The organism is Pseudenhygromyxa sp. WMMC2535 (assembly GCF_011083025.2).
Genome location: NZ_JABJWV010000001.1, coordinates 3264039 through 3286866, shown reverse-complemented (window position 1 = coordinate 3286866; position 22828 = coordinate 3264039). Strand labels below are relative to the sequence as shown.

The 22828-nt window shown below is 69.1% G+C and carries 17 protein-coding genes; 5 read left to right on the top strand and 12 right to left on the bottom strand.

Features of this window, described 5'->3' with window-relative positions; genetic code table 11:
- The first annotated feature begins 42 nt into the window (after positions 1–42).
- Positions 43–798, top strand: coding sequence for a response regulator (locus tag G6O69_RS12695; RefSeq protein WP_172303770.1), 756 nt, complete (start codon positions 43–45; stop codon positions 796–798).
- Between the two features lie 975 nt (positions 799–1773).
- On the opposite strand, the gene ychF is transcribed toward G6O69_RS12695, so the two are convergent.
- The 11 genes from ychF to G6O69_RS12640 form a co-directional block, all read right to left on the bottom strand.
- Positions 1774–2868 carry a redox-regulated ATPase YchF gene (ychF, locus tag G6O69_RS12690; RefSeq protein ID WP_172303769.1) on the bottom strand — a complete coding sequence of 365 codons (1095 nt, stop codon included), beginning with the start codon at positions 2866–2868 and terminating at the stop codon, positions 1774–1776.
- An 85-nt stretch (positions 2869–2953) separates the two neighbouring features.
- Complete coding sequence (locus G6O69_RS12685; RefSeq protein WP_172303768.1) at positions 2954–3214, bottom strand: phosphopantetheine-binding protein; 261 nt, start codon at positions 3212–3214, stop codon at positions 2954–2956.
- A gap of 102 nt (positions 3215–3316) precedes the next feature.
- Entirely contained in the window at positions 3317–5047 is a 1731-nt protein-coding gene (locus G6O69_RS12680) for an SDR family NAD(P)-dependent oxidoreductase (RefSeq protein ID WP_172303767.1), read from the bottom strand.
- Entirely contained in the window at positions 5044–5835 is a 792-nt protein-coding gene (locus tag G6O69_RS12675; protein ID WP_172303766.1) for a polyketide synthase, read from the bottom strand. Before G6O69_RS12675 ends, G6O69_RS12680 begins: the two co-directional genes overlap by 4 nt.
- Positions 5836–5845: 10 nt before the next feature.
- Positions 5846–6652: an enoyl-CoA hydratase/isomerase family protein gene (locus G6O69_RS12670; RefSeq protein WP_172303765.1), complete on the bottom strand. Its 807-nt coding sequence runs from the start codon at positions 6650–6652 to the stop codon at positions 5846–5848.
- A gap of 30 nt (positions 6653–6682) precedes the next feature.
- A complete protein-coding gene (locus G6O69_RS12665) occupies positions 6683–7924 on the bottom strand; it encodes a hydroxymethylglutaryl-CoA synthase family protein (RefSeq protein ID WP_172303764.1) in 1242 nt (413 codons plus the stop codon).
- Positions 7925–7936: 12 nt separating this feature from the next.
- Entirely contained in the window at positions 7937–8692 is a 756-nt protein-coding gene (locus tag G6O69_RS12660; protein ID WP_172303763.1) for an SDR family oxidoreductase, read from the bottom strand.
- Between the two features lie 10 nt (positions 8693–8702).
- Positions 8703–10007 carry a beta-ketoacyl-[acyl-carrier-protein] synthase family protein gene (locus G6O69_RS12655; RefSeq protein ID WP_255215768.1) on the bottom strand — a complete coding sequence of 435 codons (1305 nt, stop codon included), beginning with the start codon at positions 10005–10007 and terminating at the stop codon, positions 8703–8705.
- 40 nt (positions 10008–10047) lie between these two features.
- Positions 10048–10593, bottom strand: a complete 546-nt coding sequence (locus G6O69_RS12650) for a 3-hydroxyacyl-ACP dehydratase FabZ family protein (protein WP_172303762.1) — start codon at positions 10591–10593, stop codon at positions 10048–10050.
- A complete protein-coding gene (locus G6O69_RS12645; RefSeq protein WP_172303761.1) occupies positions 10578–11612 on the bottom strand; it encodes an ACP S-malonyltransferase in 1035 nt (344 codons plus the stop codon). The genes G6O69_RS12650 and G6O69_RS12645 overlap by 16 nt, the downstream gene beginning before the upstream one ends.
- Positions 11609–13156 carry an aminotransferase class I/II-fold pyridoxal phosphate-dependent enzyme gene (locus G6O69_RS12640; RefSeq protein WP_172303760.1) on the bottom strand — a complete coding sequence of 516 codons (1548 nt, stop codon included), beginning with the start codon at positions 13154–13156 and terminating at the stop codon, positions 11609–11611. The genes G6O69_RS12645 and G6O69_RS12640 overlap by 4 nt, the downstream gene beginning before the upstream one ends.
- 428 nt (positions 13157–13584) lie before the next feature.
- On the opposite strand from G6O69_RS12640, the gene G6O69_RS12635 reads away from it, so the two are divergent.
- The 4 genes from G6O69_RS12635 (at position 13585) to G6O69_RS12620 (ending at position 21783) form a co-directional block, all read left to right on the top strand.
- Entirely contained in the window at positions 13585–14814 is a 1230-nt protein-coding gene (locus G6O69_RS12635) for an N-acetyltransferase (protein ID WP_176396798.1), read from the top strand.
- Position 14815: 1 nt separating this feature from the next.
- Positions 14816–15928, top strand: coding sequence for an NAD-dependent epimerase/dehydratase family protein (locus G6O69_RS12630; RefSeq protein ID WP_172303759.1), 1113 nt, complete (start codon positions 14816–14818; stop codon positions 15926–15928).
- Between the two features lie 505 nt (positions 15929–16433).
- Positions 16434–17294, top strand: a complete 861-nt coding sequence (locus tag G6O69_RS12625) for a HAMP domain-containing sensor histidine kinase (RefSeq protein WP_172303758.1) — start codon at positions 16434–16436, stop codon at positions 17292–17294.
- Between the two features lie 31 nt (positions 17295–17325).
- Complete coding sequence (locus tag G6O69_RS12620) at positions 17326–21783, top strand: AAA family ATPase (RefSeq protein WP_172303757.1); 4458 nt, start codon at positions 17326–17328, stop codon at positions 21781–21783.
- On the opposite strand, the gene G6O69_RS12615 is transcribed toward G6O69_RS12620, so the two are convergent.
- Complete coding sequence (locus G6O69_RS12615) at positions 21760–22818, bottom strand: 3-oxoacyl-[acyl-carrier-protein] synthase III C-terminal domain-containing protein (RefSeq protein WP_172303756.1); 1059 nt, start codon at positions 22816–22818, stop codon at positions 21760–21762. The genes G6O69_RS12620 and G6O69_RS12615 overlap by 24 nt on opposite strands.
- Between the last annotated feature and the right edge of the window lie 10 nt (positions 22819–22828).

The window sequence follows — 22828 nt, the reverse complement described above, 5'->3', positions numbered from 1 at the left end:
GCCCGCGTGCTGGGCCTTCCTATCCTGGGGTACACTGGTCCCATGGATCCGAAGGTCAACGCAGGGGAAGGCGGAGCGCCCTCGACAGAGGAGAGCCTCGATGGCGTCGCCATACTCCTGGTCGAAGACGACCCCCGGGCCGCCAAGTGGGTCAGCGTCGCCCTCGAAGATCAGGGCGCGAAGGTCGTGTGGGCCACGAGCATCGATCAAGCCCGCGAAGAGATCGAGCGTCACGAGCCCGAGATCGCCCTGCTCGACGTCTCCCTCCCCGACGGCAACGGCCTCGACCTCATCGTCGAGCTGCGCACGCTCCCTCGCCCTTGCGCCACCGTCGTGCTCACCGGCAACCCCGAGTCCGGCGTCGCCCGCATCGCGGCGGGCCTCGGCGTGACCGAGTTCCTCGCCAAGCCCGTCCAGCTCGACCGCCTGTTCACCGCCGTCGCCCAAGCCCGCCTGCGCGCCCAAGCCCTGCGCCGCTTCTGCGCCGAGTACGACAGCAGCGAGGCCCCCAGCGACATCGCCGAGGGCGTCGGCAAACACCTGGGCGCAGGCGGCAACCCCGAGCTCACCGCCGCCGAGCGCCTCGCCCGACTCACCGCCGAATTCGGCCTCAGCGCCCGCCAGGCCCAAGCCGTCGCCGGCGTCGCCGAGGGCCTGTCCGACGCCGACATCGCCAAGGCCATGAAGGTCTCCTACAGCCGCACCCGCCAGCTCCTGGCCGCGGCCTTCGCCAAGCTCGGCCTCAAGTCGCGCAACGACTTCATCCGCTTCCTCTGGGAACGCGGCGGCAAATTTTAATCCGCAGCCTCCCGCTGCCCCCCGATCCGAGGAGCCCCCACCGCCACCTCCGGTCGCGGCGTGCCCAGAGCCTCAGCCCCCGCAACGACGAGCAGCCGGCGCGGCGACCCAGCACCTGACCGAGGCCGCGAAGCTCCCCACCCCTTCGACCTCCGCCGGCCCCCTACCCGAGGCGGCAAAGCTCCCGCCCCCTTCGACCTCCGCCGGCCCTACCCGAGGCGGCGAAGCTCCCCACCCCTTCGACCTCCGCCGCCCCCCTACCCGAGGCGGCAAAGCCCCCGCCCCCTTCGACCTCCGCCGCCCCCCTACCCGAGGCGGCAAAGCCCCGCCCCTTCGACCACCCTCTCCCCCCTCTGACCGAGGCGGCAAAGCCCCCGCCCCTTCGACCTCCGCCGCCCCCCCTACCCGAGGCGGCAAAGCCCCCGCCCCTTCGACCACCCTCTCCCCCCTCTGACCGAGGCGGCCAATTCCCCCCGCCAAAGACGCGCACAAAAGGGCCAGCAGGGGACCCTCTGGGCGAGTTTTGCATACGTACCCAAACTTCGGAGCGACACCACACGCAAAGGCCAAAAACCCTCTCACAGCCACCCCGTCGGAGTCCGCAAGCCTGTCTGAGCCCAGAGGGTCCCCTGCTGGCCCGTGCGCGTGCTCGTCGTCACCACCACCTCCCAAAAAGACCAAGACCCTCCCCGCCATCACCACCACCTCCCAAAAAGACCAAGACCCTCCCCGCCATCACCACCACCTCCCAAAAAGACCAAGACCCTCCCCGCCATCACCACCACCTCCCAAAAAGACCAAGACCCTCCCCGCCATCACCACCACCTCCCAAAAAGACCAAGCCCCTCCCCGCCATCACCACCACCTCCTAAAAAGACCAAGACCCTCCCCGCCATCACCACCACCCTCCTAAAAAGACCAGAAACAAAAAGGACCCCCACCAAGGGAGCCCTCTTCAAAGCACCTCGCCCCAACCTAAACGTTGAACCGAAAGTGCATGACGTCCCCGTCCTGCACCACATACTCCTTACCCTCGATCCGCAACTTCCCCGCCGCCTTCGCAGCCGCCTCCGACCCCAGCTCCACGAGCGTCCCCCAGTCGATGACCTCCGCCTTGATGAACCCACGCTCGAAGTCGCTGTGGATCACCCCCGCCGCCGCCGGAGCCTTGCTCCCCCGGCGCACCGTCCACGCCCGGCACTCCTTCTCGCCCGCCGTGAAGTAGGTGATCAGATCCAGCAGCCGGTAGGCCGTGCGAATCACCGCGTGCAGCCCCGGCTGCTCGAGCCCGACCTCGGCCAGGAACTCGCCTTGCTCCTCGGGCTCGAGCGCCGCGATCTCGGCCTCGAGGCGCGCCGAGATCACCACGACCTGGGCGGGCGCCACGGCCTCGACCAGGCGCTGAACCAGCGGGTCTTCGAGGCCCGCGGCGAGCTGCTCCTCGCTGACGTTGGCGATGTAGAACACCGGCTTGGACGTGAGCAGGTCGAGCTCGCGCAGGATCCCGGCCTCGTCATCGCTGAACTCGAGGTCGCGCGCGGCCTTGCCCTCGTTGAGCTCGTCGATCACCCGCGCGCACAGCTCGAGCGCCAGCTTCTCGGTCTTGTCGCCGCTCTTGGCCTGCTTGACCGCCCGGGCGTGGCGCTTCTCGAGGCTCTGGATGTCGCGGAGGATCAGCTCCGTGTCGATGGTCTCGAGGTCCGCGCTCGGGTCGACGCGGTTGGCCACGTGCTGGATGTTGTCGTCCTCGAAGCAGCGGACCACGTGGGCGATGGCGTCGACGCTGCGGATGTGGGCCAGGAACTGGTTGCCCAGGCCCTCGCCCTTGCTGGCCCCGGCGACCAGGCCGGCGATGTCCACGAACTCGACCGTGGTCCGGACCGTGCTCTTGGGGGTGATCACCTCGACCAGACGATCGAGGCGCTCATCGGGGACGGGGACGATCCCGTGGTTGGGTTCGATTGTGCAAAAGGCGTAGTTCGCCGCCTCCGCGCCCGCATCCGAGAGCGCGTTGAACAGGGTGGACTTGCCAACGTTGGGCAGACCGACGATGCCGACCGAGAGCGCCATGGTCTGCGCTGCGTAGCACGTTCCAAAAACGAAGACGAGCGCGTGAGCGCCCGTCTTCGTTCTTGGGGTGGGGGATTTCGTCGACTCAGCCGGCGGCGGCTTTTTCCTGCACGGTCTTGTGCAGGAGCTCCACGAGCTGGTTGATGTTCTCCAGCTTGTTGAGCTCGGCGCGCGGCACCTTCACCTTGAGCTCCCGCATGCTGCAGGACACGACCTCGACGATGTCGAGGCTGTTCGCTCCGAGGTCCTTCATCGACTTGGCGGGGTCGATCTCGACGCCCTCGAGTTCTTCGATGGTGTCCACCAGGTGGCGCTTGACGACCTCGAGCACATCTTCGCGGGACATTGCTTCTCCTCGTTCTCTTCTCGGTATCGCCCTGTTGGGGCGGCGTGCGGGCTCAGGGAACGCGCTCGGAGCGCGATGTTCGCCCGTGGGTGCGTGAGTCTCTCACAGTCCGTAGCGTTCGCGCTCGGTGAAGAGACGGACGACGTTGTCTGAAAAACCGAAGCCCCTGTCCAGCAGGAGGACCTGACCACGCACGCCATCCATGAGCCCGCTGCACAAGGCCAACGCGGCCTCCGCGACCTCTCGGGGCTGGATGAAGAAGCCTTCCGCGTACCATTTCTTACAAAATGGCGCGAATTCCGGGCCAAAAGTGGCTTCGAGCGACTCTGTCTCCACGGGGTTGGCGCGCAGCACGTTGATGCGAATGTCCTCGTCGAGGAGATCGCTCGTGAGGTAACGACAAAAAGTCTCCATGACCGCCTTGGACGCAGCGACGAAGTCGTAGCCGGGCAAGAAGTACTCCGGGCCGCGCGAGGACATGCCGATGGCGTAGCGTGGCAGCCGACCAAAGCGCTGCTTGGCGTGCTGGAGGTAGGAGACGAAGGGCCACGCGCTGTAGGTCAGCGAGCGCTTGAGGCCCTTGAAGCTGAGATCGTGGTGCTCCTGGCTGATGTGCGCGAAGGAGACGTTGCTGATCAGCACCTCGAGGCCGCCGTCGCCGACGTCGGCGTGGACGCGCTCCATCAGCGACGCGGTGTCCTCGTCGAGGCTGGCGTCGGCTTCGAGGATCACCGGCGCGGGCGCGCCGACCTCTGCGAAGGCCGAGGCGATGGCGCCCTCGTCGGCGGAGCCCCAGCGATTGGTGAGGTAGGTCCGCGCGCCGCAGGAGCCAAAAGCCAGACCGCAGGCCAGACCGATGCCCTTGGTCCCGCCGGTGATGATCACGGCCTTGCCCTCGAGGCGCCGGCGCATCAGCGCGCGGACGCTGCCAGCGCCCTCTCCCTCCGCGCTGCCGAGCTCGATGATCGCGGGTGCCGGCGCCCGCGGCGAGGGCTCGGGCTTGGCCTCGCCAGCGTCCGACTCACCGAGCAGGCGCCGGCCCATGGTCATCACGTTGTCGACGAAGGCCGCGCCGCGATCGAGCTGGAGGACCTGACCGCCAAAGGAGTCGAACAGCCCGCTGCACAGGCCCAAGGTCGTGGCCGCGACCTCCTCGGGGGTCACGGAGAACTCGGCGAAGCGGGCCGCGAGCGCGGTGTTGTCCTCGCCGAAGATCTGCGCGTAGCTGTCCGTGGGCACCTGGCGCGTGCGCAGGGCGTTGACCTTGACGCCCTGCTCGCGCAGGTGCGTGGACATGTAGCGCACGAAGGTCTCGAGCACCGACTTGGCGACCGCGACGTAGTCGTAGTGCGGGTAGTGCTGGTCCGGGCCGTCGGAGCTCATCGCGATCGCGTACTCGGGGTAGCGACCGAACCCGGCCTCGAGCTGATGCAGGTAGTCGACGAACGGCCAGGCGCTGTACTCGAGGCTCTTGAGCAGCGCGCGCTCGCTGTGCGCGTCGAGGCCCTCGCCGCGCACGACCATGGCGACGTTCGAGATGAACACGTCGACGCCCTCGACCCCGGCCTCGCGCATGCGCTCGATCAGCGCCTTGGTCTCGCGCTTCTTGGACGCGTCGGCCTCGACGATCACCGGCGCGCGGGCGCCGACGCGGGCGAAGGCCTCGCGCAGCTCGTCCTCGTCGGCGGAGCCCCAGCGGTTGGTCAGCCAGCACTGGGCCCCGAGGCGCGCGAAGGCCAGGGCGCAGGCCCGGCCGATGCCCTTGGTGCCGCCGGTGATCAGCACCACCTTGTCGCGAAAGTCGTTGAGCGTGAGCGCGTCGTCTCGAGTCATGCGTCGTCGTCCGTGGCCCCGATGTAGTTCTCGCGGATGCGCTCGAGGGTCTCGGGCGCGGCGAAGCAGACCTGATGCATCATCGACTCGGCGGTCCGAGCCTGCTCGAAGGCCGTCCGCCGGGGCAGGGCGAGCTGGCGCTTGAGCAAGGTGATGGCCAGGCGCGGCTTGTCGGCGACGCGAGCCGCGAGCTTGCGGGCCCGGTCGAGGACCTTGGCCCGCGGGAGCACGTAGTTGATCTGCCCGCGGCCCTCGAAGTGGCTGCCCTTGAAGTACTGGCAGCCGAACATCATCTCGGCGGCCAGGTACTCGCCGACCGCGAACTGGAGCAGGCCCGTGGTCCCCATGCCCGGGGTGAAGCCGAGGTCCATGAAGTTCGAGCCGTAGCGGCTCTCGCGGGCGAGCACGACCATGTCGCAGGCCAGGCCAAAGGTCAGCCCGCCGCCGACGGCGTGGCCCTCGATGGCGGCGATGGTCGGGACGGGGATCTCGAGCAAGCTGCGGGTCAGCTCGAGGTCGTAGGGCTCGAGCTCGCCCTCGGCGAGGTCGAGGAGCACCGAGCGGTCGCCCCCGGCCGAGAACACCTCGGGCAGCCCACGCAGCACGCAGACCTTGGCGCTGGGGTGACGCTCGAGCTCGGCGAGGCGCTCGCGCAGCTCCTGGACGAAGGCGGCCGAGAACGCGTTGTTGCCGTCCTCGTCGCGCATCCACAGCTCGGCGACACCCTCGGCGTCGACCTCGAGGGTCACGCGGGGTGCAGACGAGCGCTGATCTCCAGTCTCGGTCATCGGCTGCACTCTACTTCCCTCGCCCGCCGCCGCCGGGGCGGTAGCGCTCGAACCACACCGGTGACTCACCGGACATGAACCCGCGGATCGCGGCGATCGTCTCGAGCTCGAGCAAGTCCTTGGCGGTCTGCTCGGCGCCGAGCTCGAGGGCCTCGCTGCGGCCCATCGGCGCGATCTCGCTCGAGTAGCGCTTGAGCCGAGCCACGGCGCGCGGGCCCGCTCGCAGCAGGCGCTTGAGGTTGCGGCGCAGGGCCTGCTCGAGCTGGATCGGGCCCTCGACGAGCTCGTCGACAAGCCCGATGCTCAGCGCCTCCTCGGCCTTGACCCCGCGGCTCGACAGCGCCATCCACCGCGCCTTTTGCACGGGCATGCGCTCGCACAGCAGCGGCAAGACCATGGCGGGGATCAGCCCGAGCACGCACTCGGGCAGGGCGAAGACCGAGCGCGAGGTCGCGATGACCACGTCGGCGGCCGCGGCCAGGCCGACGCCGCCGCCCATGGCCTCGCCGTCGATCAGGCAGATCACCGCCTTGCTCGACCCGCGCAGCCGGTCCATGCAGCGCGCGTAGGCCAGCAGCTTCTCGGACTGGTCCTCGCCGGCGTGGGCGACCAGGAACTCGAGGTCCATGCCCTTGCAGAACACGCCGGGGTTGCTCTCGATCACCAGCACCCGGCAACGCCGGGACTCGTCGGCGTCCTGGAGCAGCCGATCGAGCTGCTCGAGGCCGGCGCCGTCGAAGGCGACCTCTCCTTTGCTCCCCGGCTCGAGGCGAACCCGCCAGACCGAGCCATCGCGCGCGTCGCAGCGTAGGCGCATGCTCCCCTTCCCTTTCATCCAAAGCCAGGCTCAGCTGAGCCGGTAGCGCCGCTCCCAGTGCTCGACGCCGTCGAGCACGCACAGGCCCTTGCCCTCGTAGGCCGCGGCCCAGTGGCCATCGGGCCCAGCGGGGCTCGACTTGTCGACGCTGAAGGTGTCGAGGTCGATGTTCGCCGCGCGGGCGCGCTCGATCGCCTCGTACTCGTCGACGCTGACCTGGCGGCGGGCGTCGAGCAGGGCGTCGAGCTTCGCCGCGGCGACGACCTCGCGCGCGCGCGGGCCGACGCGGACCGGGTAGAACTCGGCGCAGGAGCCCGAGCCGTAGGAGAACACGGTGATCTCGTCGCCGGGGGCCAGGGCCTCGCCGGCGCTGGCGATCGTGCCCATCATCGCCAAGAAGGTGGCCGAGGTGTAGCTGCCGCCGATGCGCCGGTTGTAGCGCAGCCCCGGCTTGCTCTTGCGCTCGAAGTGGGCCTTGATCTCGCGCTTGGGCAGCTGCGGGAGGTAGCGGCGGACCACGGCGCGGTGGGCCCGGTAGGTCATCGCGCCGAAGGGCACGTGGTAGATGTGGCGGGCGAAGGCCTCGTAGTCGGGCTCGCCGGCCACGCTCATGAAGTGCTCGGCGGCGCCCTCGACGGCCTCGAGGTAGCCGAACAAGCTGGTGTCGGCGTGGCCGACCTCGTCGCGGGCCGTGGGCCGGTAGGTGTCGCTGATCTCGTTGGTCCAGTAGCCGTGCTTGTCGAGCTGGAACTCGAGCACCTCGGGCCGGTCGGAGATCAGCATCGCCGTGGACGCGGCCCCGAGCACGAACTCCCACGGCTTGCCGAGGTGCATGCGGCTCTGGTCCGCGCACACGACCACGGCCTTCTTGCCGCGGTTGAAGCCGCTAGCGACCCAGTGCGCGGCGGCCATCAGCCCGCCGGTCCCGCCGTAGCAGGCGTGCTTGGTCTCGAAGTTGCGGCAGTTGGGCCCGACGCCGGCGAAGCGCTGGACCCAGGTCGAGATCGGCTTGCCGTAGTCGACGCTCGACTCGGTCCCGACGATGATCAGCTCGACCTGCTCGGGGTCCTCACCGGCGAGCAGCCCGCGGGCCGCGTTGACGGCCATGGTCACCGGGTCCTCCCAGACCGGGTTGAGCGAGCGCGACTCGACCCACAGATCGTCGAGCGGGTGGCCAGGGTCGACCCCGCGCGCCTCGGCGAGGGCGACCATGTCGAGGCTCAAGGTCCCCGGGTAGGCGTAGATCTTCTCGATACCGACGGACCTGCTCATGGCCATTCGACCTCAGTATGTCCAGCCGAGGCCACCAGTGACGTTGATGACCTCGCCGTTGATGAAGCTGTCGCGCTGGGCCAGGAAGTCGACGACCGCGGCCAGCTCCTCGACCTTGCCCATGCGCCCCTTGGGCATGGGGCAGTACTGCTTCCAGTAGTCTTTGTTGACCTGCGGCATGGTCTCGCGGGTCATGTCCGTGTCGAAGAAGCCCGGGACCACGACGTTGGCGGTGATCCCCCGGCGCCCGTACTCCTTGGCCAGGGTCTTGGTCAGGCCGTGGAGCCCGGCCTTGGCCGCCGCGTAGTTGGCCTGGCCGGTGCCGCCCTCGTGCTGGATCGACGAGATGTTGATGATCCGCCCGAAGCGGTTGGCCATCAGCTCGTTGAGGAACTGGCGGCACACGTAAAACGGACCGTCGAGGTTGGTGGCCAGGACCTCGCGCCACTCCTCGTTGCTCATCGAGACCACGAGGTTGTCGCGGTTGACCCCCGCGCAGTTGACGATCACCTCCATGGTCTCGAAGTCCTCGAGCACCTCGTCGGCGACCGCCTCGACCGCGACCGGATCCTTGACGTCGAGCTGATAGGCGCGGACCTGGACCTCGTGGCCGGCCTCGCTCGCCGCGGCCTTGGCCGTCGCTACCGTGCGCTCGGCCGCCTCGGCGTTGGCGACGTAGGTGAAGGCGACGTGGTGCCCGCGCCTCGCCGCGTACTCGACGATGCCGGCCCCGATGCCCCGCGAACCTCCGGTGACGAAGTAGTACATGGAGGTCTCCCTAGAGCGAGTTGGGGTCGAAGCGGCGGTAGAGGGCGCAGCAGTTGAGCCCGCCGAAGCCGAAGGAGTTCTTGAGCATGACCTGAATCTCGTGGTCGACGGCCTCGTTGGCGCATACGTCGAGGTCGATCTCCGGGTCTTGGGTCTCGATGTTGATCGAGGGGTGGAGCTTGCCGCCGCGCATCTGCAGCAGGCCAGCCACGGTCTCGACCGCCGGCGCCGACCAGCAGGTGTGGCCGAGCATCGACTTGGGCGCGTTGACCTTGAGCTTGGTCGCGTGGTCGCCGAACACCGTCTTGATCGCGTTGACCTCGGAGCGGTCGCCCAGCGGGGTCGAGGTCGCGTGCGCGCACACGAAGTCGACGTCCTCGGGGCGGACCGCGCAGCGCCGCAGCAGCCGCGTGATCGTCCGCGCCTGGCCCTCGGTCGAGGGCGAGGGCAGGTGCGAGCCGTCGGAGGTCGAGGTGCAGCCAAGGACCTCGGCGTAGATCCGCGCGCCGCGCTCGAGCGCGTGGCCGAGCTCCTCGAGCACCAGGCAGGCGGCGCCGTGCGAGGGCACGAAGCCCTCGCGGTGCAGGTCGTAGGGGCGACTGGCCCGGGCCGGCTCGTCGTTGAAGCTCTCGAAGGTGATCGCGCCCATCAACGCCATGGCGTGGGGGCCCATCTGCGAGAAGTCGAGCACCGGGCCGACGACCAGGGCGAGGTCGTGGTCGTGGTGGCGGATCTCGTCGATCGCGCTGCGCAGGGCCACGTTGGCGCTGGCGCAGGCGCCACCCAGGGTGTAGGCGGCGCCCTGGCAGCCGATCACCTCGCAGACCGTGCCCGCGTGATCGGTGTCGAGCATCAGCAGCGCGGCCATCGAGTCGATGTAGTCCGGCTCGTCGAGGAAGGTCTCGTAGTTGCTCGCGAAGTAGCGCTCGTTGAGGTTGTGCCCGCCGATCAGCGTGGCCTGGCGCGTGGGGTCGAGGGACTCCTCCTTGCCCGCCAGCCCGGCGTCGATCCACGCGTCCGCGGCCACGAGGGCCGAGATCTTGGTGGAGAAGGGCGCCTTCTTGGTCAGCTGACGCAGGCGCTTGTGGGTCGCCGCGCTGAGCTTGCCCTTGAGCGCGCCGACCTTGGCCTTGGCGTCGTACTCGCTGAGGTCACCGCCGACCTTCGAGTAGACCTCGGGGTTCTTCAGGAATTTCCAGCGGGTGATCGCCGACTTGCCGGCGATCAGGTTGGCGTAGAAGTCGTCGAGGTTGTCCCCGATGGGCGTGTTGATGCCCATACCGGTGACGACGATGCGCTTTGCTTGCGAGCTCAAGATTCCAGGCTCCTTGGGGGGTGGTGCTCGGCCACGGGCGTCAGCCCTCGTCCTCGAGCATGAAGACCTCGTAGATGGCCATGGCCTGGACCTGCTCGTTTAGCAGGGCCTGGCCGGCGCAAACCGAGACGTAGTCGCTGTTCTCGATCGACTTGGCGACCAGCGTGAGCTCGTCGCCAGGCCGGACCGCGCCTTGGAACATGGCGTGCTCGACCTTGAGCAGGCGCAGGGCGCGGGGCTGATCGTCGGCGGCGATGCGCACGGGCTCGCCGGGGGTGCAGGCGTCGAGCAGGTGCTGGAGGCAGATCCCGAGCTGGCCGACCATCTCGAGCAGCAGCACGCCGGGATAGACCGGGTCGCCGGGGAAGTGGCCGGCGAACACGGGGTCGTCGGCGGCGATCTTGCGCCGGCCCTCGACGACGCCCTGGACCAGATCCACGCGGGTGATCGCGTCGATCAAGAGCATCGGGTCGCGGTGCGGGAGCATGCGCTCGATGTCCGCGCGGCCGAGCGCCGCCGGCTGGGTGGTCTCGCTGCTCGTGAACAGCGAGCGCCGGCGGCCCGACTTGATCACCTTGCCGTACAAGCGCTCAGCTCCTGCCGGTTGTGGTCGGGCTCGCGCACGAGCGGCGACTCGGGCTCGGGCGCGCCGGCGTGCAGCAGCAGCTCGGCGACGACGCCCGCGAAGTGCTCGGCCGTGTCCTCGCTGCTGTCCGTGTGCAGCTTGCGGTTGCTCAGCCACTTGCGGTGCATGAGGTTGGAGAGCACCGCCTTGGGCCCGACCTCGACGAACACGGCCTCGGGACAGGCCACGGCGATGTGCTCGATCGACGCGCGCCAGCGCACCGGGGCGCACACGTGGCTCGACAGCAGCTCGACGAAGTCGGCCTGCGTGGGCGAGGCCAGCGGACGCCCGATGCGGTTGGGCAGGTAGGGGCGCTTGGGCGCCGCGAAGCACAGCCCGCGCAGGTAGGTGGCGAAGCGCTCGCCGACCGGCTCGAAGAGCGAGCTGTGCATGGGCACGTTGCGGTCGATGATGTGGGTCTGGGCGTAGTGCTCGTCCTCGACCAGCTCGATCGCCGCCTCGACGGCGGCCCGCTCCCCGGCGATGACCTGCTGCCGCGGCGAGTTGAGGTTGACGATCTCGACCACGCCGAAGCTCGACGCGCGCTCGACGACCTCGCGCAGCTCGTCCTCCGCGATCGGCTGGACGGCGGCCATCCACCCGCGCGGGCCCTCGTCGTAGCAGCGCCCGCGGACCTCGACGGCGCGCAGGGCGTCCTCGAAGCTCAGCGCGCCGATGTGCACGAGGTGGTTCCACTCGCCCAGGCTCAGGCCCAAGGAGCGCCCGGCGTGGACCCCCATCGCCTCGAGCGCGCGCAGGTACATGTGGTTGGCCAAGAACACGCCGACTTGCACGTCGACGTTGCGCTCGAAGGCCTGTTCACCGGCGTCGACGGCGTAGTGCGCCGCGAGGTCACGGCCGAGCAGCTCCGAGGCCCAGCGCAGCAGCTCCGCGTTGGGTCGGTGGAGCTCGACGAGCTTCTCGAACATCCCCGGGTAGCGCGAGCTCTGGCCGGGGAACATCAGCACCAGCGCGCTCACGAGCCTCGCTCCTTGCGCAGCTTGGACAGGCCAGCGCTGAGCTCGCGCCAGTCGAGCTCGCCGGCGGCGCGCAGCAGCCGGTCGTAGGCCGAGGAAGGATCCCGGGCGCGCTCGACGAAGTGGTCGTAGGCCATGGACGAGAGCTGGGCGATGCGCGCGCGCTTGTTGCTCGAGTGGGCGATGGCCGTGGCCTGGCGGGCCAGGAACTTGGCCATGCTCTGCCAGCTCGCGGCGCCCTCCTGGCGCTTGCCGCTCCCGCGGCTCGAGGCGCGCTCCTGGGACTCGCCCAGGGTCCCGGCCGCGCGCATCGCCTTGACCACGGTCTGGTCGAGGATGTCGAGGGCGCGGTCGAGGTCGACGATCTCGTGGCCGGCGGTGATCGCCACGCGGTAGCGCAGCGAGTCCTCGGGCACCGAGGGGTAGTCGACGGGGGCCAAGAAGAGCCCCGCCTCGTTCATGGCCACGCACTGCTCGTAGAGCATCTGGCGGTCGCCGCCGATGATGATCGGAAACACCTGCGAGTCGCTCTCGCCGAGGTCGAGACCCAAAGACCTGGCGCCCGCTTGGAAGTGGCTGACGTTGGCCCACAGCTTCTCGCGCAGCGAGTTGTCCCGGGTCGCGATCTCGAGCGCCTTGAGGATCCCGCCGACGATCACCGGGGGCAGCGCGCAGGAGAAGGCGTAGCCGTTGACGTAGTAGCGCAGGTAGTCGATCAGCTCGCGCTTGCCGGCCACGAAGCTGCCGGTGTGCGCGAAGGACTTGGAGAAGGTCGCGTACTGCAGGCCGATGGCCGTGGGCGGCATGCCGTAGTGCTCGACGCAGCCGCGCCCGCGCTCGCCGAGGGCGAGGATCGAGTGGGCCTCGTCGAGGAGCACGCCCACGCCGTGGCGCTCGGTGACCGCGAGCAACTCGTCGAGCTTGGCCGTGTCGCCGTCCATCGAGTAGACGCCCTCGAGCACGACGAGGCGCCGGCGGCCCTCGGTCTTTTGCAGGGCCTCGTCGAGGGCCTCGGCGCTGTTGTGGGTGAAGAACTGGAGCTTGGCCTTGGCGAGCTTGACCCCGTCGACAAGGCACAGGTGGCACTTCTCGTCGAGGATCGCCACGTCGCCCTTGCGCAGCAGCCCGCTGAGCGTGCCCAGGCCCCCGCCGAAGCCGCTGTTGAAGAGCATGACCTCCTCGTGGCCCGTGAACGCCGCCAGGCGCTGCTCGAGCTCGCGGTGCAGGTCGCTCATGCCCGAGAGCATCGGCGAGCCGCAGGCCCCGGTCCCGTAGCGGGACAGGGCGCGCTTGCCCGCCTCGATCACCTCGGGGTGCGTGGCCAGGCCGAGGTAATTGTAGGAGGACAGGTTGACCACCGTCCGGTCCTTGCCGGCTCGGCGGATCTTCATCACCGGCTCCACCGCCCCCAGCATCTCGGGCTCGAAGAGCTCGAAGGCCCAGGCGCCGTCCTTGGTCCACTGGCCGAATTCGGGCGGCGGGACCAAGGGGTCCTCGGTGTCGGTGAAATAAAAGTCGGCGAGGCTGTACTGGGCTTCGCTGCTCATGTCGAAGTGCGGACCGTCAGGGGGTGGGGGAGCGCTGGAAGGCCCTTTCTCGGCCTCTTTAGCGGCGGTGACGGCGACAGCCGACCCTTTGGTGACGGATGCGGCATCTTGCGAGCTGAAGCACCGGCGGTCGAGAGCACGACCGGCCCCGTGACGTGAGTGTTGCGACGTCGCGGGCCGTGCTCACTGAACGCCGTTGCGGTCCCGGGGGCAACTATCAAAAGCGCCTTCATCGATTCGCGAACGATACTTTTTCGTTTGAAAACAATGACTTGCTCCAATGCGTGGGCCACGCTTGGACCCATTGAGCGAAGTCCGTTCACACGATCTCCATCCGCCCTCAGCGCCGACCGTCCTCTTGCACCAAGCAGCGCCTGTTTACCCACCTTTGACTCTCGCCCGAACCCGGCCTATTCGCGGAGCCCGCCATGCGCGACGTCGAAATCATCAAGGTCTCGCTGCGCGATCGCAAGCTCGTCAAGCGCTTCATCCGGGTCCCCTGGACGATCCACAGGGAATTCTTCCCCCAGACCCGCTGGGTCCCGCCCCTGCTGATGGACCGGCAGGAGTTCCTGGATCCGGACAAGAACCCCTTCTTCGACCACGCAGAGGTCGCGCTGTGGATCGCCCGCAAGGGCGGCCGCGACCTCGGGCGCATCGCCGCGGTCAAGGACCAGGCCTGGCTCGACTTCCACGGCGATCACACCGGCTACTTCGGGATGTTCGAGAGCGTCGACGACCCCGCCATCGCCGGGGCGCTCTTCGACGCCGCCCGCCGCTGGCTCGAGGCCCGCGGACTCGATCAGATGATCGGGCCCATGGACCTGTCGACCAACTACCAGTGTGGGGCGCTGATCGACGCCTTCGACCGGGACCCGGGCATGCAGATGCCCTACAACCCGCCCTGGTACGGCGCGCTGATCGAGGGCCAGGGCCTGGAGAAGGCCAAGGACCTGATCCAGTGGGGCATCGACCTCGGCCAGCCGATCCCCCCGCGGGTGGTCCGCATCGCCGAGAAGATCCGCAAGCGCGAGGGCGTGCGCGTGCGCGCCATGAACTTCGACGACTGGGACGCCGAGGTCGGCCGGGCCTTCGAGGTCTACAACGCCGCCTGGGAGCGCAACTGGGGGTTCGTGCCGGTCAGCGAGGCCGAGTTTCGCTTCATCGCCAAGGACCTCAAGCTGGTCCTCGACCCCTCGCTGCCGCTGATGGCCGAGGTCGACGGCCAGCCCGTGGCCTTCGCGCTGACCATCATGAACATCAACCCCTCGCTCAAGAAGCTCGACGGCAAGCTCGCGCCCTTTGGGCTGCTGCGCCTGCTGTGGGACCTCAAGGTCCGCAAGGTCGTCGACTCGGGCCGGCTGATCTTGCTGGGCATCCGCGAGGGCTACCGCCGCCGCGGCCTCGACTCGATCTTGTTCCTGGAGATGGCCCAGCGCGCCAAGGCCCTGGGCTGGTGGGGCGGCGAGATCGGCTGGACCCTCGAGGACAACCACATGGTCAACCGGGCGATCCAGACCTTCGGCTGCGACGAGGTCGCGCACTACCGGATCTATCAGCAGGCCCTGACGCCGACGACCCACCAGCGCGACGAGGCCGTCCAGGGCAACGAGGGCATCTCCAACGCCGACTCGAGCTGCGGCGGCGAGGGGGGCTGAGGTGTCTCGACATCGCGCGCTCGTCACCGGGGCCAGCGGGTTCATCGGTAGCCACCTGTGCGAGGTCCTGCGCGAGCGCGGCCACGACGTCCGGGCCATGGTTCGCCGCAGCTCTCGCCTCGACAAGCTCGAGGACGCCGCCAAGGGCGAGCCCTTCGCGCTCGCCTACGCGGGCCTCGACGACGTCGCGGCCCTCGAGCAGGCCGTGCGCGGCGTCGACGTCGTCTATCACGTAGCCGGCAAGACCGCGGCCTTCGACCGCGCGGGCTTCGACGCCGCCAACGTCGACGGCGTCGGCAACCTCTTCGAGGCGATCGCCCGGGCCAAGCGCGCGGGCGAGGGACCGCGCCGGGTCGTGCTCGTGTCCTCGCTGATGGCCGCCGGACCCTCGCACCCCAAAAACCCCCGCCGCGAGCACCACCGCGTCGAGCCCGGGTTCACCGACTACGGCGACTCCAAGCTCGACGCCGAGAAGCTCGCCCTGGCCGCGGCCCGCGAGGGCGAGCTCGAGCTGGTGATCGTGCGCCCGCCGCTGGTCTACGGCCCGCGCGACGAGGACGTGCTCCAGATGATCAAGTCCGCGGCCATGCGGGTCGTCGCCCAGCCTGGTCTGCGCCCGACCTGGATGTCGGCGATCCACGGCCGCGACCTGGCCGCGGGCATCGCCCTGGTCGGCGAGCGCGGCTGCTGTCTGCCCGCGGATCCAGTCGTCGACGAGGACGTCCACGTGCTCGCCGGCGGCGGCGTGGATCCGGCGACCCCCGGGGCCGTGCTCGACCCGCGCGGCGCGGGCATCTACTACGTCAGCGACGGCGGACGCACGAGCGTCGCCGAGTTCGGCCAGGTCAGCGCCGCGCTCCTCGGCCGCCGCGCCCTGACGATCCCCATGCCCGCGATCGCGGTGCGCTCCGTCGGCTGGCTCAACCAGGGCATCGGCCGCGCGCGCGGCCGCGTCCCCGCGCTGACCCTCGACAAGGCCCGCGGCAGCCTCTCGCCCGGCTGGTGGTGCGACGACGCCCGCGCCCGCGAGGAACTCGGCTGGGAGCAACAATTCGACCTCGAGCGCGGCCTCGAGGACACGATCCGCTGGCTCCGCGACCGCGGCGAGCTCTGACCGCTCGAGCCCGGGCCGCGCGCGCGAAATCGCTACATTTTCCGCCTCGGTGGGCCGCTCGGATCGAGAGCGCTCGGCGTCGCTGGCGCTCTCGCGCGTGCCTGCGCAGGCGTGAGGGGCGCTAGCCCCCTCTGGAGGTCAGTTTGGAGCGATCTCCAAAAAAGAGAGCTGACTCACAAAGCTGTTTTTGGGCTCAGACGCTCCAGTTCTGGATTGCGCACTTTACGCTGTTTCGTACCGCCGTTCTTTTGGACAAGCCGCCTGGTCCCACGACCAGTGAGTGATATCGCCCAAATAACAATGTCACCTCGTTCCATCGCGCTCGATTACGCCCATCTCGGTGGCGCAAAACTCACGAACTTAGTTATGATAGTTTTGCGCAAAGACCCTCCTCAAGGCTGAGAGCGACGGCTCTGCTCGATGCTCTTCACTTTTGCGAGGGAGTTTTTCGATCTATCCTGTGACTCGCAGCCGTAGTCTGCCTGACGTCCAAGGAAGACAAGCCATGAGTCAGCACGCACACGAACAGGACGCCGTCGAACTCAAGGCCGAGCTCGATCGGCTGTACGAGCAGTCTGGGGACCCAGACATCTTTGGGCGCAGCCTCCTCTCTTTCCTCGACCAGCTTGGTCGAAAGGTCAGGGAGAGCGGCGAATCGAACAACGTGGTCGAGCAGCTCGCCGAGCAGATCGACCGCGCCGCCACGGCGACCCTCGCTGCCGGAGCGATGCACGACCTGCGGTCCTTGGTGCAGGTCCTCATCGCGCACATCGACCACGCGCGAGCGGGCGTGCTCGGCATGGCGGCCGCGACCAACAACTCCGATCGTGCGCGCGACATCCTGCGAACCCTCGACGAGCTGCGCCTCGTCGCGGTGACCATGGCCAACATCACGCGTGACGGCGTCGCGCTCCAGCGTGCCGCTGGCGCCACGGCGATCGTCGAGCTGCCCGAGATCCTCAAGACCACGCTGCGCATGCACAGGCGCGTCGCCAAGGGCCGCCTGGTCCTCGAGGAGCCGCCTCGCGTCGACGTCCTCGCGCCCCGCGGCGCCCTGCTGCGCGTGCTCTCCAACCTGATCAGCAACGCCCTGGACGTGATCCCCGACGGCGCCGAGGGCCGCGTGACCATCTCGGCTTGGGTCGCCAGCGACGACGTCTTCGTGCAGATCGCGGACAACGGGCCGGGCATCCCCGAAGAGATGCAGCCCAAGATCTTCGACATGTTCTTCACCACCAAGGACAAGGGCTCGGGCGTCGGCCTGCCCGTCTGCCGCCGCTTGATCGAGGAGTGGGGCGGCAGCCTCCAGCTCCAGTCTCGCGTCGGCGTGGGAACCCGGTTCACCTTCGGCATCCCGCGCGCATGATCTGATAGAGTGCGAGTGCGCGTGAGCCTTGATGGCGACGAACAATTTCGCACCTCAAGATCTCGGTCGTCGCTCGGAGATTGACCAAGACAAGCTCGCTCCCGGGGTCATCCTCTGGGAGCGCTTTTGCGTTGTCGAAAAGGCGCGCCAGGGCAGCATCCCGATCACGGACCTCGAGCGGATGCTCGGCCGCGCCCCGGGGCACCTGCTCGAGCTCTTCTTGCTCGAGCTCCCGCCGACCACCGAGGAGCGGCTCAGGCTTCGCCGCGCGCTGACCGTCGAATCTCGGACGCAGCAGCGGGTCTACGCGACCATCGAGACCGGCCGCGAGCTCGCGCTGATCAGCGAGCCGATCGGCGGGCGCAAGCTCGAGCACGGCCCGCGGATGATCGGGCCCGCGGGCATCAGCACGGTCGAGGTCGACAGCCGGACGCTGATCACCTTGGCCAACGACCTGTCCGCGCTGCTGATGCGCCTGCACGCCGCCGAGGTCCATGGCGTGGCCTTCTCCCCCGACGCGCTGTGGCTCGAGCACGGCCGGCTGATGCTCGCCGGCTTCGACCACCTGCTCGACGAGGCCCGGAGCCCAGAGGAAGACCTCGCCAGCCTCGTCGGCTTGCTGCGCGAGGTCGGGGGCAAGGCCGCGGACCCGCTGCTGCGCCCGGAGCCCGAGAGCACGCGAGAGCTGTGGAAGCGCGTGCGTGCCCTCGCCGGCCGCGGCGCCCACGATGACGACGCCCTCGAGCTCCCCGCCGAGCCGCCCTTCGTCGGCCGCCAGGACGTGATCTCCTCCCTCGGAGACGGCCTGTCCCGCGCCCAGATCGCCCAGCCCACCTCCCTCATCATCCGCGGGAACCGAGGCGTGGGTAAGTCTCGTCTGCTGCGCGAGTTCGTCACCCAGCGCCTCGAGGCCGACGACGCCTTCGTGCTCACGGGCACCTGGCAGCCGCGCAGCGCCGACACCCGCGGCGGCCTGCTCGGCTCCCTCGAGCAGCTGGCCTCGGTGATCCACAGCCTCGAGATCGGCGAGCAGGAGAACATCCTCCACCGCATCAACCGAGCGACCCGCAACCTCGGCGCGATCGTGACTCGCAGCGCGCCCTCGCTGGGCGGCGTGCTCCGGGTCATGGACGAGCTCCCCCAGGTCGAGCTCGCCGGTGACTTCAGCCGACACACCGCGGTCATCGCAGACCTGCTGCGCTCGATCGGGACGCAGCGCCGCCCGCTGGTCCTCGTCCTCGACAACCTCGAGAACGCAGACTCGCGCTCGCTCGCCGTGCTCCGCCTGCTGTGTCAGCCGCGGCCCGCTCACCACACCCTGGTCGTCGCGGGCTTGCGCGACGAGTCGCGCGCCTACGAGCCCGAGTTCGACGCCGAGATCGTCGATCTCCAGCCGCTGACCACCGACGAGATCAGCCTGCTGCTCAAGCAGGTCCTGCTCGGGCGCATCGACGATCGAGAGGGCCTCGCCGACGCGCTGCTCTCGGTCAGCAACGGCTACCCCCTGGCGATCTGGGCCAACCTGCGCGCGTGGCTCGACCGCGGCCTGCTCGTGCACGAGGCCGAGGACACGACCTGGCGCGCGCGCAAGTCCCTGCGCGAGGAGATCGACTACGAGCCGGACATCCGCGACCTGTTCGGCTTCCGCCTCGCGGGCGCCGAGCCCAAGGTCCGCGCGCTGTCCTTGCGCATGGCGGTGCTCGGCCTCGAGCTGAGCATGACCAGCGCCCGCGCCCTCGCCGAGCCCGAGGACGGCGTCGACTTCGACGCGGCGATCAACGACCTGGTCGAGCGCGGGATCCTGACCCGGACCAACCGCGGCGTCCGCTTCCCCCACGACTCGATCCGCGAGCTCGTGCTCGAGTCCGTCGACGCCAACCAGCGCCGCGAGGCTCACCAGCGCGTCGCCGTGCTGCTCTCGCGCCAGCAGGCACCGATCGCGCAGGTCGTCTATCACCGCGACCTCGGCTTCGACCGCGAGGCCGCCACGCCCGAAGAGTTCGACCGCCTGTCCACGCTGCACATCGAGGCCGGCCGCGATCGCCTGGCGATCTACGACCTCGAGCGCGCGCGCTGGCACCTCGAGCGCGCGCTCGAGACCAGCCGCGACTCCGACCAGCGCAACCTCGCCGCCGAGGCCCTCGCCGATGTCTGTCTGCTGATGGACGACAACCACACGGCGATCTCGCTGTTCACGGCGATCATCGCCGCCGCCGACAAGCTCTCGGCTGCGCGCGCGGCCAGCAAGGCCATCCACTTCCTGTTCTTCAACTCCAGCGCAGACAGCGTCCAGGAGATCGGCGACATGGCCCTCGAGGTCGTCGGTGAGCCGATGCCCAAGACCAGCTTCCGCAAGCTGCTCAGCGTGGCGTGGACCGCCTTCATCTCGCGCTTCAAGTCCCCCCCTTACTCTCGGGACATCCGCGACACCCTTTGTCACATGTACCCGACCCTGATCGCGGCCAACGTCAGCTCCGACCCGCTGCTGACCATGAACTACGCCTTCCGGGCGCTGTGGATGACCAAGGACCTCGACACGCCCTCGGTCGCCTCGGTGCTCTCGTTCATGGGGGCCATCCGCGCGACCTTGGGCCACTACCAGGCCGCCGACAGGTACTTCATTCAGGCCACCGAGATCGCCAAGCAGGCCCAGGACTCGTGGAGCCGCGGCGTCACGGCGCACAACTGGGGCCACACCTCGCTGCTGCCCTCGAACCGCTACGAGGAGGGCCAGGACGTCCTCGACGACGCGCTGGGCTTCTTCCGAGAGACCGGCGACATGTCCGTCGCGCTGCTGACCTTGGCCTACAAGGCGCTCTTCGGCCGCGACCGCGAGCCCCCGGACACGGTGCTCAGCTGGCTCGACGAGGCGATCTCCACCGCCCACCGCAACGGCAGGGACAGCAGCCTGCTCTCGCTGCACTCGATCCGCATGGTCATCCTCGCTCGCCAAGGTCGCAGCGACATCTCCGTGCGGATCATCGACCTGTCCGACGGCGTCCAGGACAACGCGATCCCGGTGTTCGACCGGATCATCGGCGCGACCCAGCTCGCCCTCGCGGCGCTCGAGATCGGCGAGCGCAAGCTCGCCTACGACCTCGTCGTCTCTGGCAACCAGCTCATCGCCGACATGCCCGGCGTGCCCGAGTTCGCCCAGGAGCTCTACGCGGCCACCGCCTTGGTGATCCTCGGCCGCCAGCTCCCGACCCGCGAAGAGAGCAAGCTGCTGCGCCGGTCGCTGCGCAAGCTCAAGCGTGGCGCCAAGTCCTCGCCGCGCCTGTCCGTGATGTACGAGCTCGTCCAGCTCAAGCAGGCCATGGCCGACCGCGACGAGCCCAAGATCCGCTCGCGCGCGTCCTCGATCATCGGCGGCTACGAGACCCACGGCAACATCTACGCCTCGCGCGAGGCCCACCGCGCCCTCTCTCAGCTGCTCAAGGTCAACGACGTGCTCGCGGCCGCGGAGCACGAGCGGATCTCTCGCAACCTCGGCCGCCGGCTGGGCTTTGGCGAGCAGGCCCTGATCAGCGAGTTCAGCGAGTCGATGGAGCTCGGCGCGCTCGGCCCGGTCAGCAGCTCGAGCATGTCCTTCGAGGCCCCCAGCGCCTCCGTCCCTGCCGCGGGCATGCTCGACTCGACGCTGGTCGAGGCCAGCCACAGCTCGACGAGCATCGTCGACGGCGACCACGACGAGATCCTCAAGGCCTGGGCGCTGTCCGGCGAGGACGTCAAGAACGAGACCGAGCTCAGCGAGGTGATCAAGCCGGTCAAGGACGCCCTCGCGCTGACCATGTCCGAGGCCAAGCTCGAGATCAGCTGCCCGGATCCCAGGCAGCTGATCCCGCTCGCGGCCAGCGACCTCCAGGTCCTGTTGATCAACCTCGTGCTCAGCGCGCGAGATGCCGCCGGCAACGACTCCGAGATCAGCGTCGAGCTCGAGCGCGTCAACTCCGAGGAGCCCGACCAAGCTGGTCGCGCGCTGATGATCCGCGTGCACGCGCGCGGCAGCGGCCAGCAAGTCCCGATGATCGGCGGGTTCTCGGCCTGCGAGTCCATGCTCAAGAACATGGGCGGTGAGCTGATCGCCTCGACCGGGCGCGCCCGCGTCAACCTCGTCGGCCGCGTCCCGCTCAAGGCCCCCGTCACCCCGAGCGAGACCTCGAACTACATCAAGGTCGTCATCGTTCACCCCGACACCTCGATCCGCGAGACCATCAGCACCGCCTTGCTGGAGCTCGACGTCGACCTCACCGAGCTCGCCCCCGCAGACTTCGAGCCGGGCGCGCTCGAGGGCGTGGACGCGCTGCTCGCCGACGGCGGCACCTTGCGGGGGCTTCAGGTGCTCGAGCCGCTGATCGAGGCAAAGCTGATCGAGATCGTCAGGCGCGGCTCGGATCCCCTGAGCGCGGACAGGACCACGCTGCGCGTGCCCTTCGCGCTCTCGGAGCTCAAGGGGATCCTCGGCCTAAACGCGGCCGCCCCAGCGTAGCGCCAGGCTCGAGAAGGTGATCCCGCTGCCGCCGGCCTGGGTCACCACGACGTCGCCCTCGCGCAGCACCCCCTCCTTGGCGGCCGCGTAGAGCACGAAGGGCACGTTCGCCGACGACATGCTCGCGACCTGCGTGAAGGTGTCGAAGCCGCGGCAGTGCTCGAGGCCCGCCGCGGTCTGGGCCACGCGCCGATACCAGGGGAAGGCCTGGTGCGTGGCGATGAAGTCGGCGTCCCCGGGCTCGAGCCCGGCCTTCTCGATCGCCCCGAGCATGGTCGCCCGCGCGCCGGCGGGGACCCCCGCGAGCATCCTCCGCGAGTTGCCAGAGTCGGTGTTGTAGAAGATCGACCGGCCCTCTTCCCACCAGCGCCTATCCGGCACCCCCGTCACCAAGGTGTTGCCGATCGTGCCGTCAGTCCTGTTACTGAAAGACAGCAGCTCGCGGCCCGCCTCGACCTCGCCGAGCAGCACCGCGGTCGCGCCGTCGCCGAACCACGGCGAGTGGGGGGTGTCGGGCGGGACCACCCGCGACAGCGAGCAAGACTGGACGAGCAGGGCCGTGCGCGCACGCCCGGCGGCGATCATCGCCTCGGCGAAGATGACCTGCTGGTTGAAGCCGTTGCAGGCACACTCCACGCTCATCGCCAGGGCATGCGCGGGTAGCCCGAGCGCGGCGTGGATGGTGCAAGCGGTGTTCGTCGACAGGTAGTCGGGGATCGTCGACTGCACCAAGATCAGGTCGATCTCCGACGCGGGCATCGAGCAGCGCGCGAGCACCTCGCGGCTCGCGGCGATCTCCATGTCGAGGGCATTCATGCCCTCCGGCATGATCCTGCGCTCGATCGAGCCGCCAAAGGGGTCGTTGGACAGCCCCTCCTGCGCCGCCCAGATCAGGTGCTCGAGGGGGTCCTCGGGCTCAGGCCGCTCGATCCGCTTCAGCCGCGCCCGCCAGCCGTCGACGACGGACTCCGGCCACCAGCTGTTGGTGCGAATGTTGTCCGGCAAGAACGCGCCAATACCGAGGATGCCGATCATCTGTAGCTCC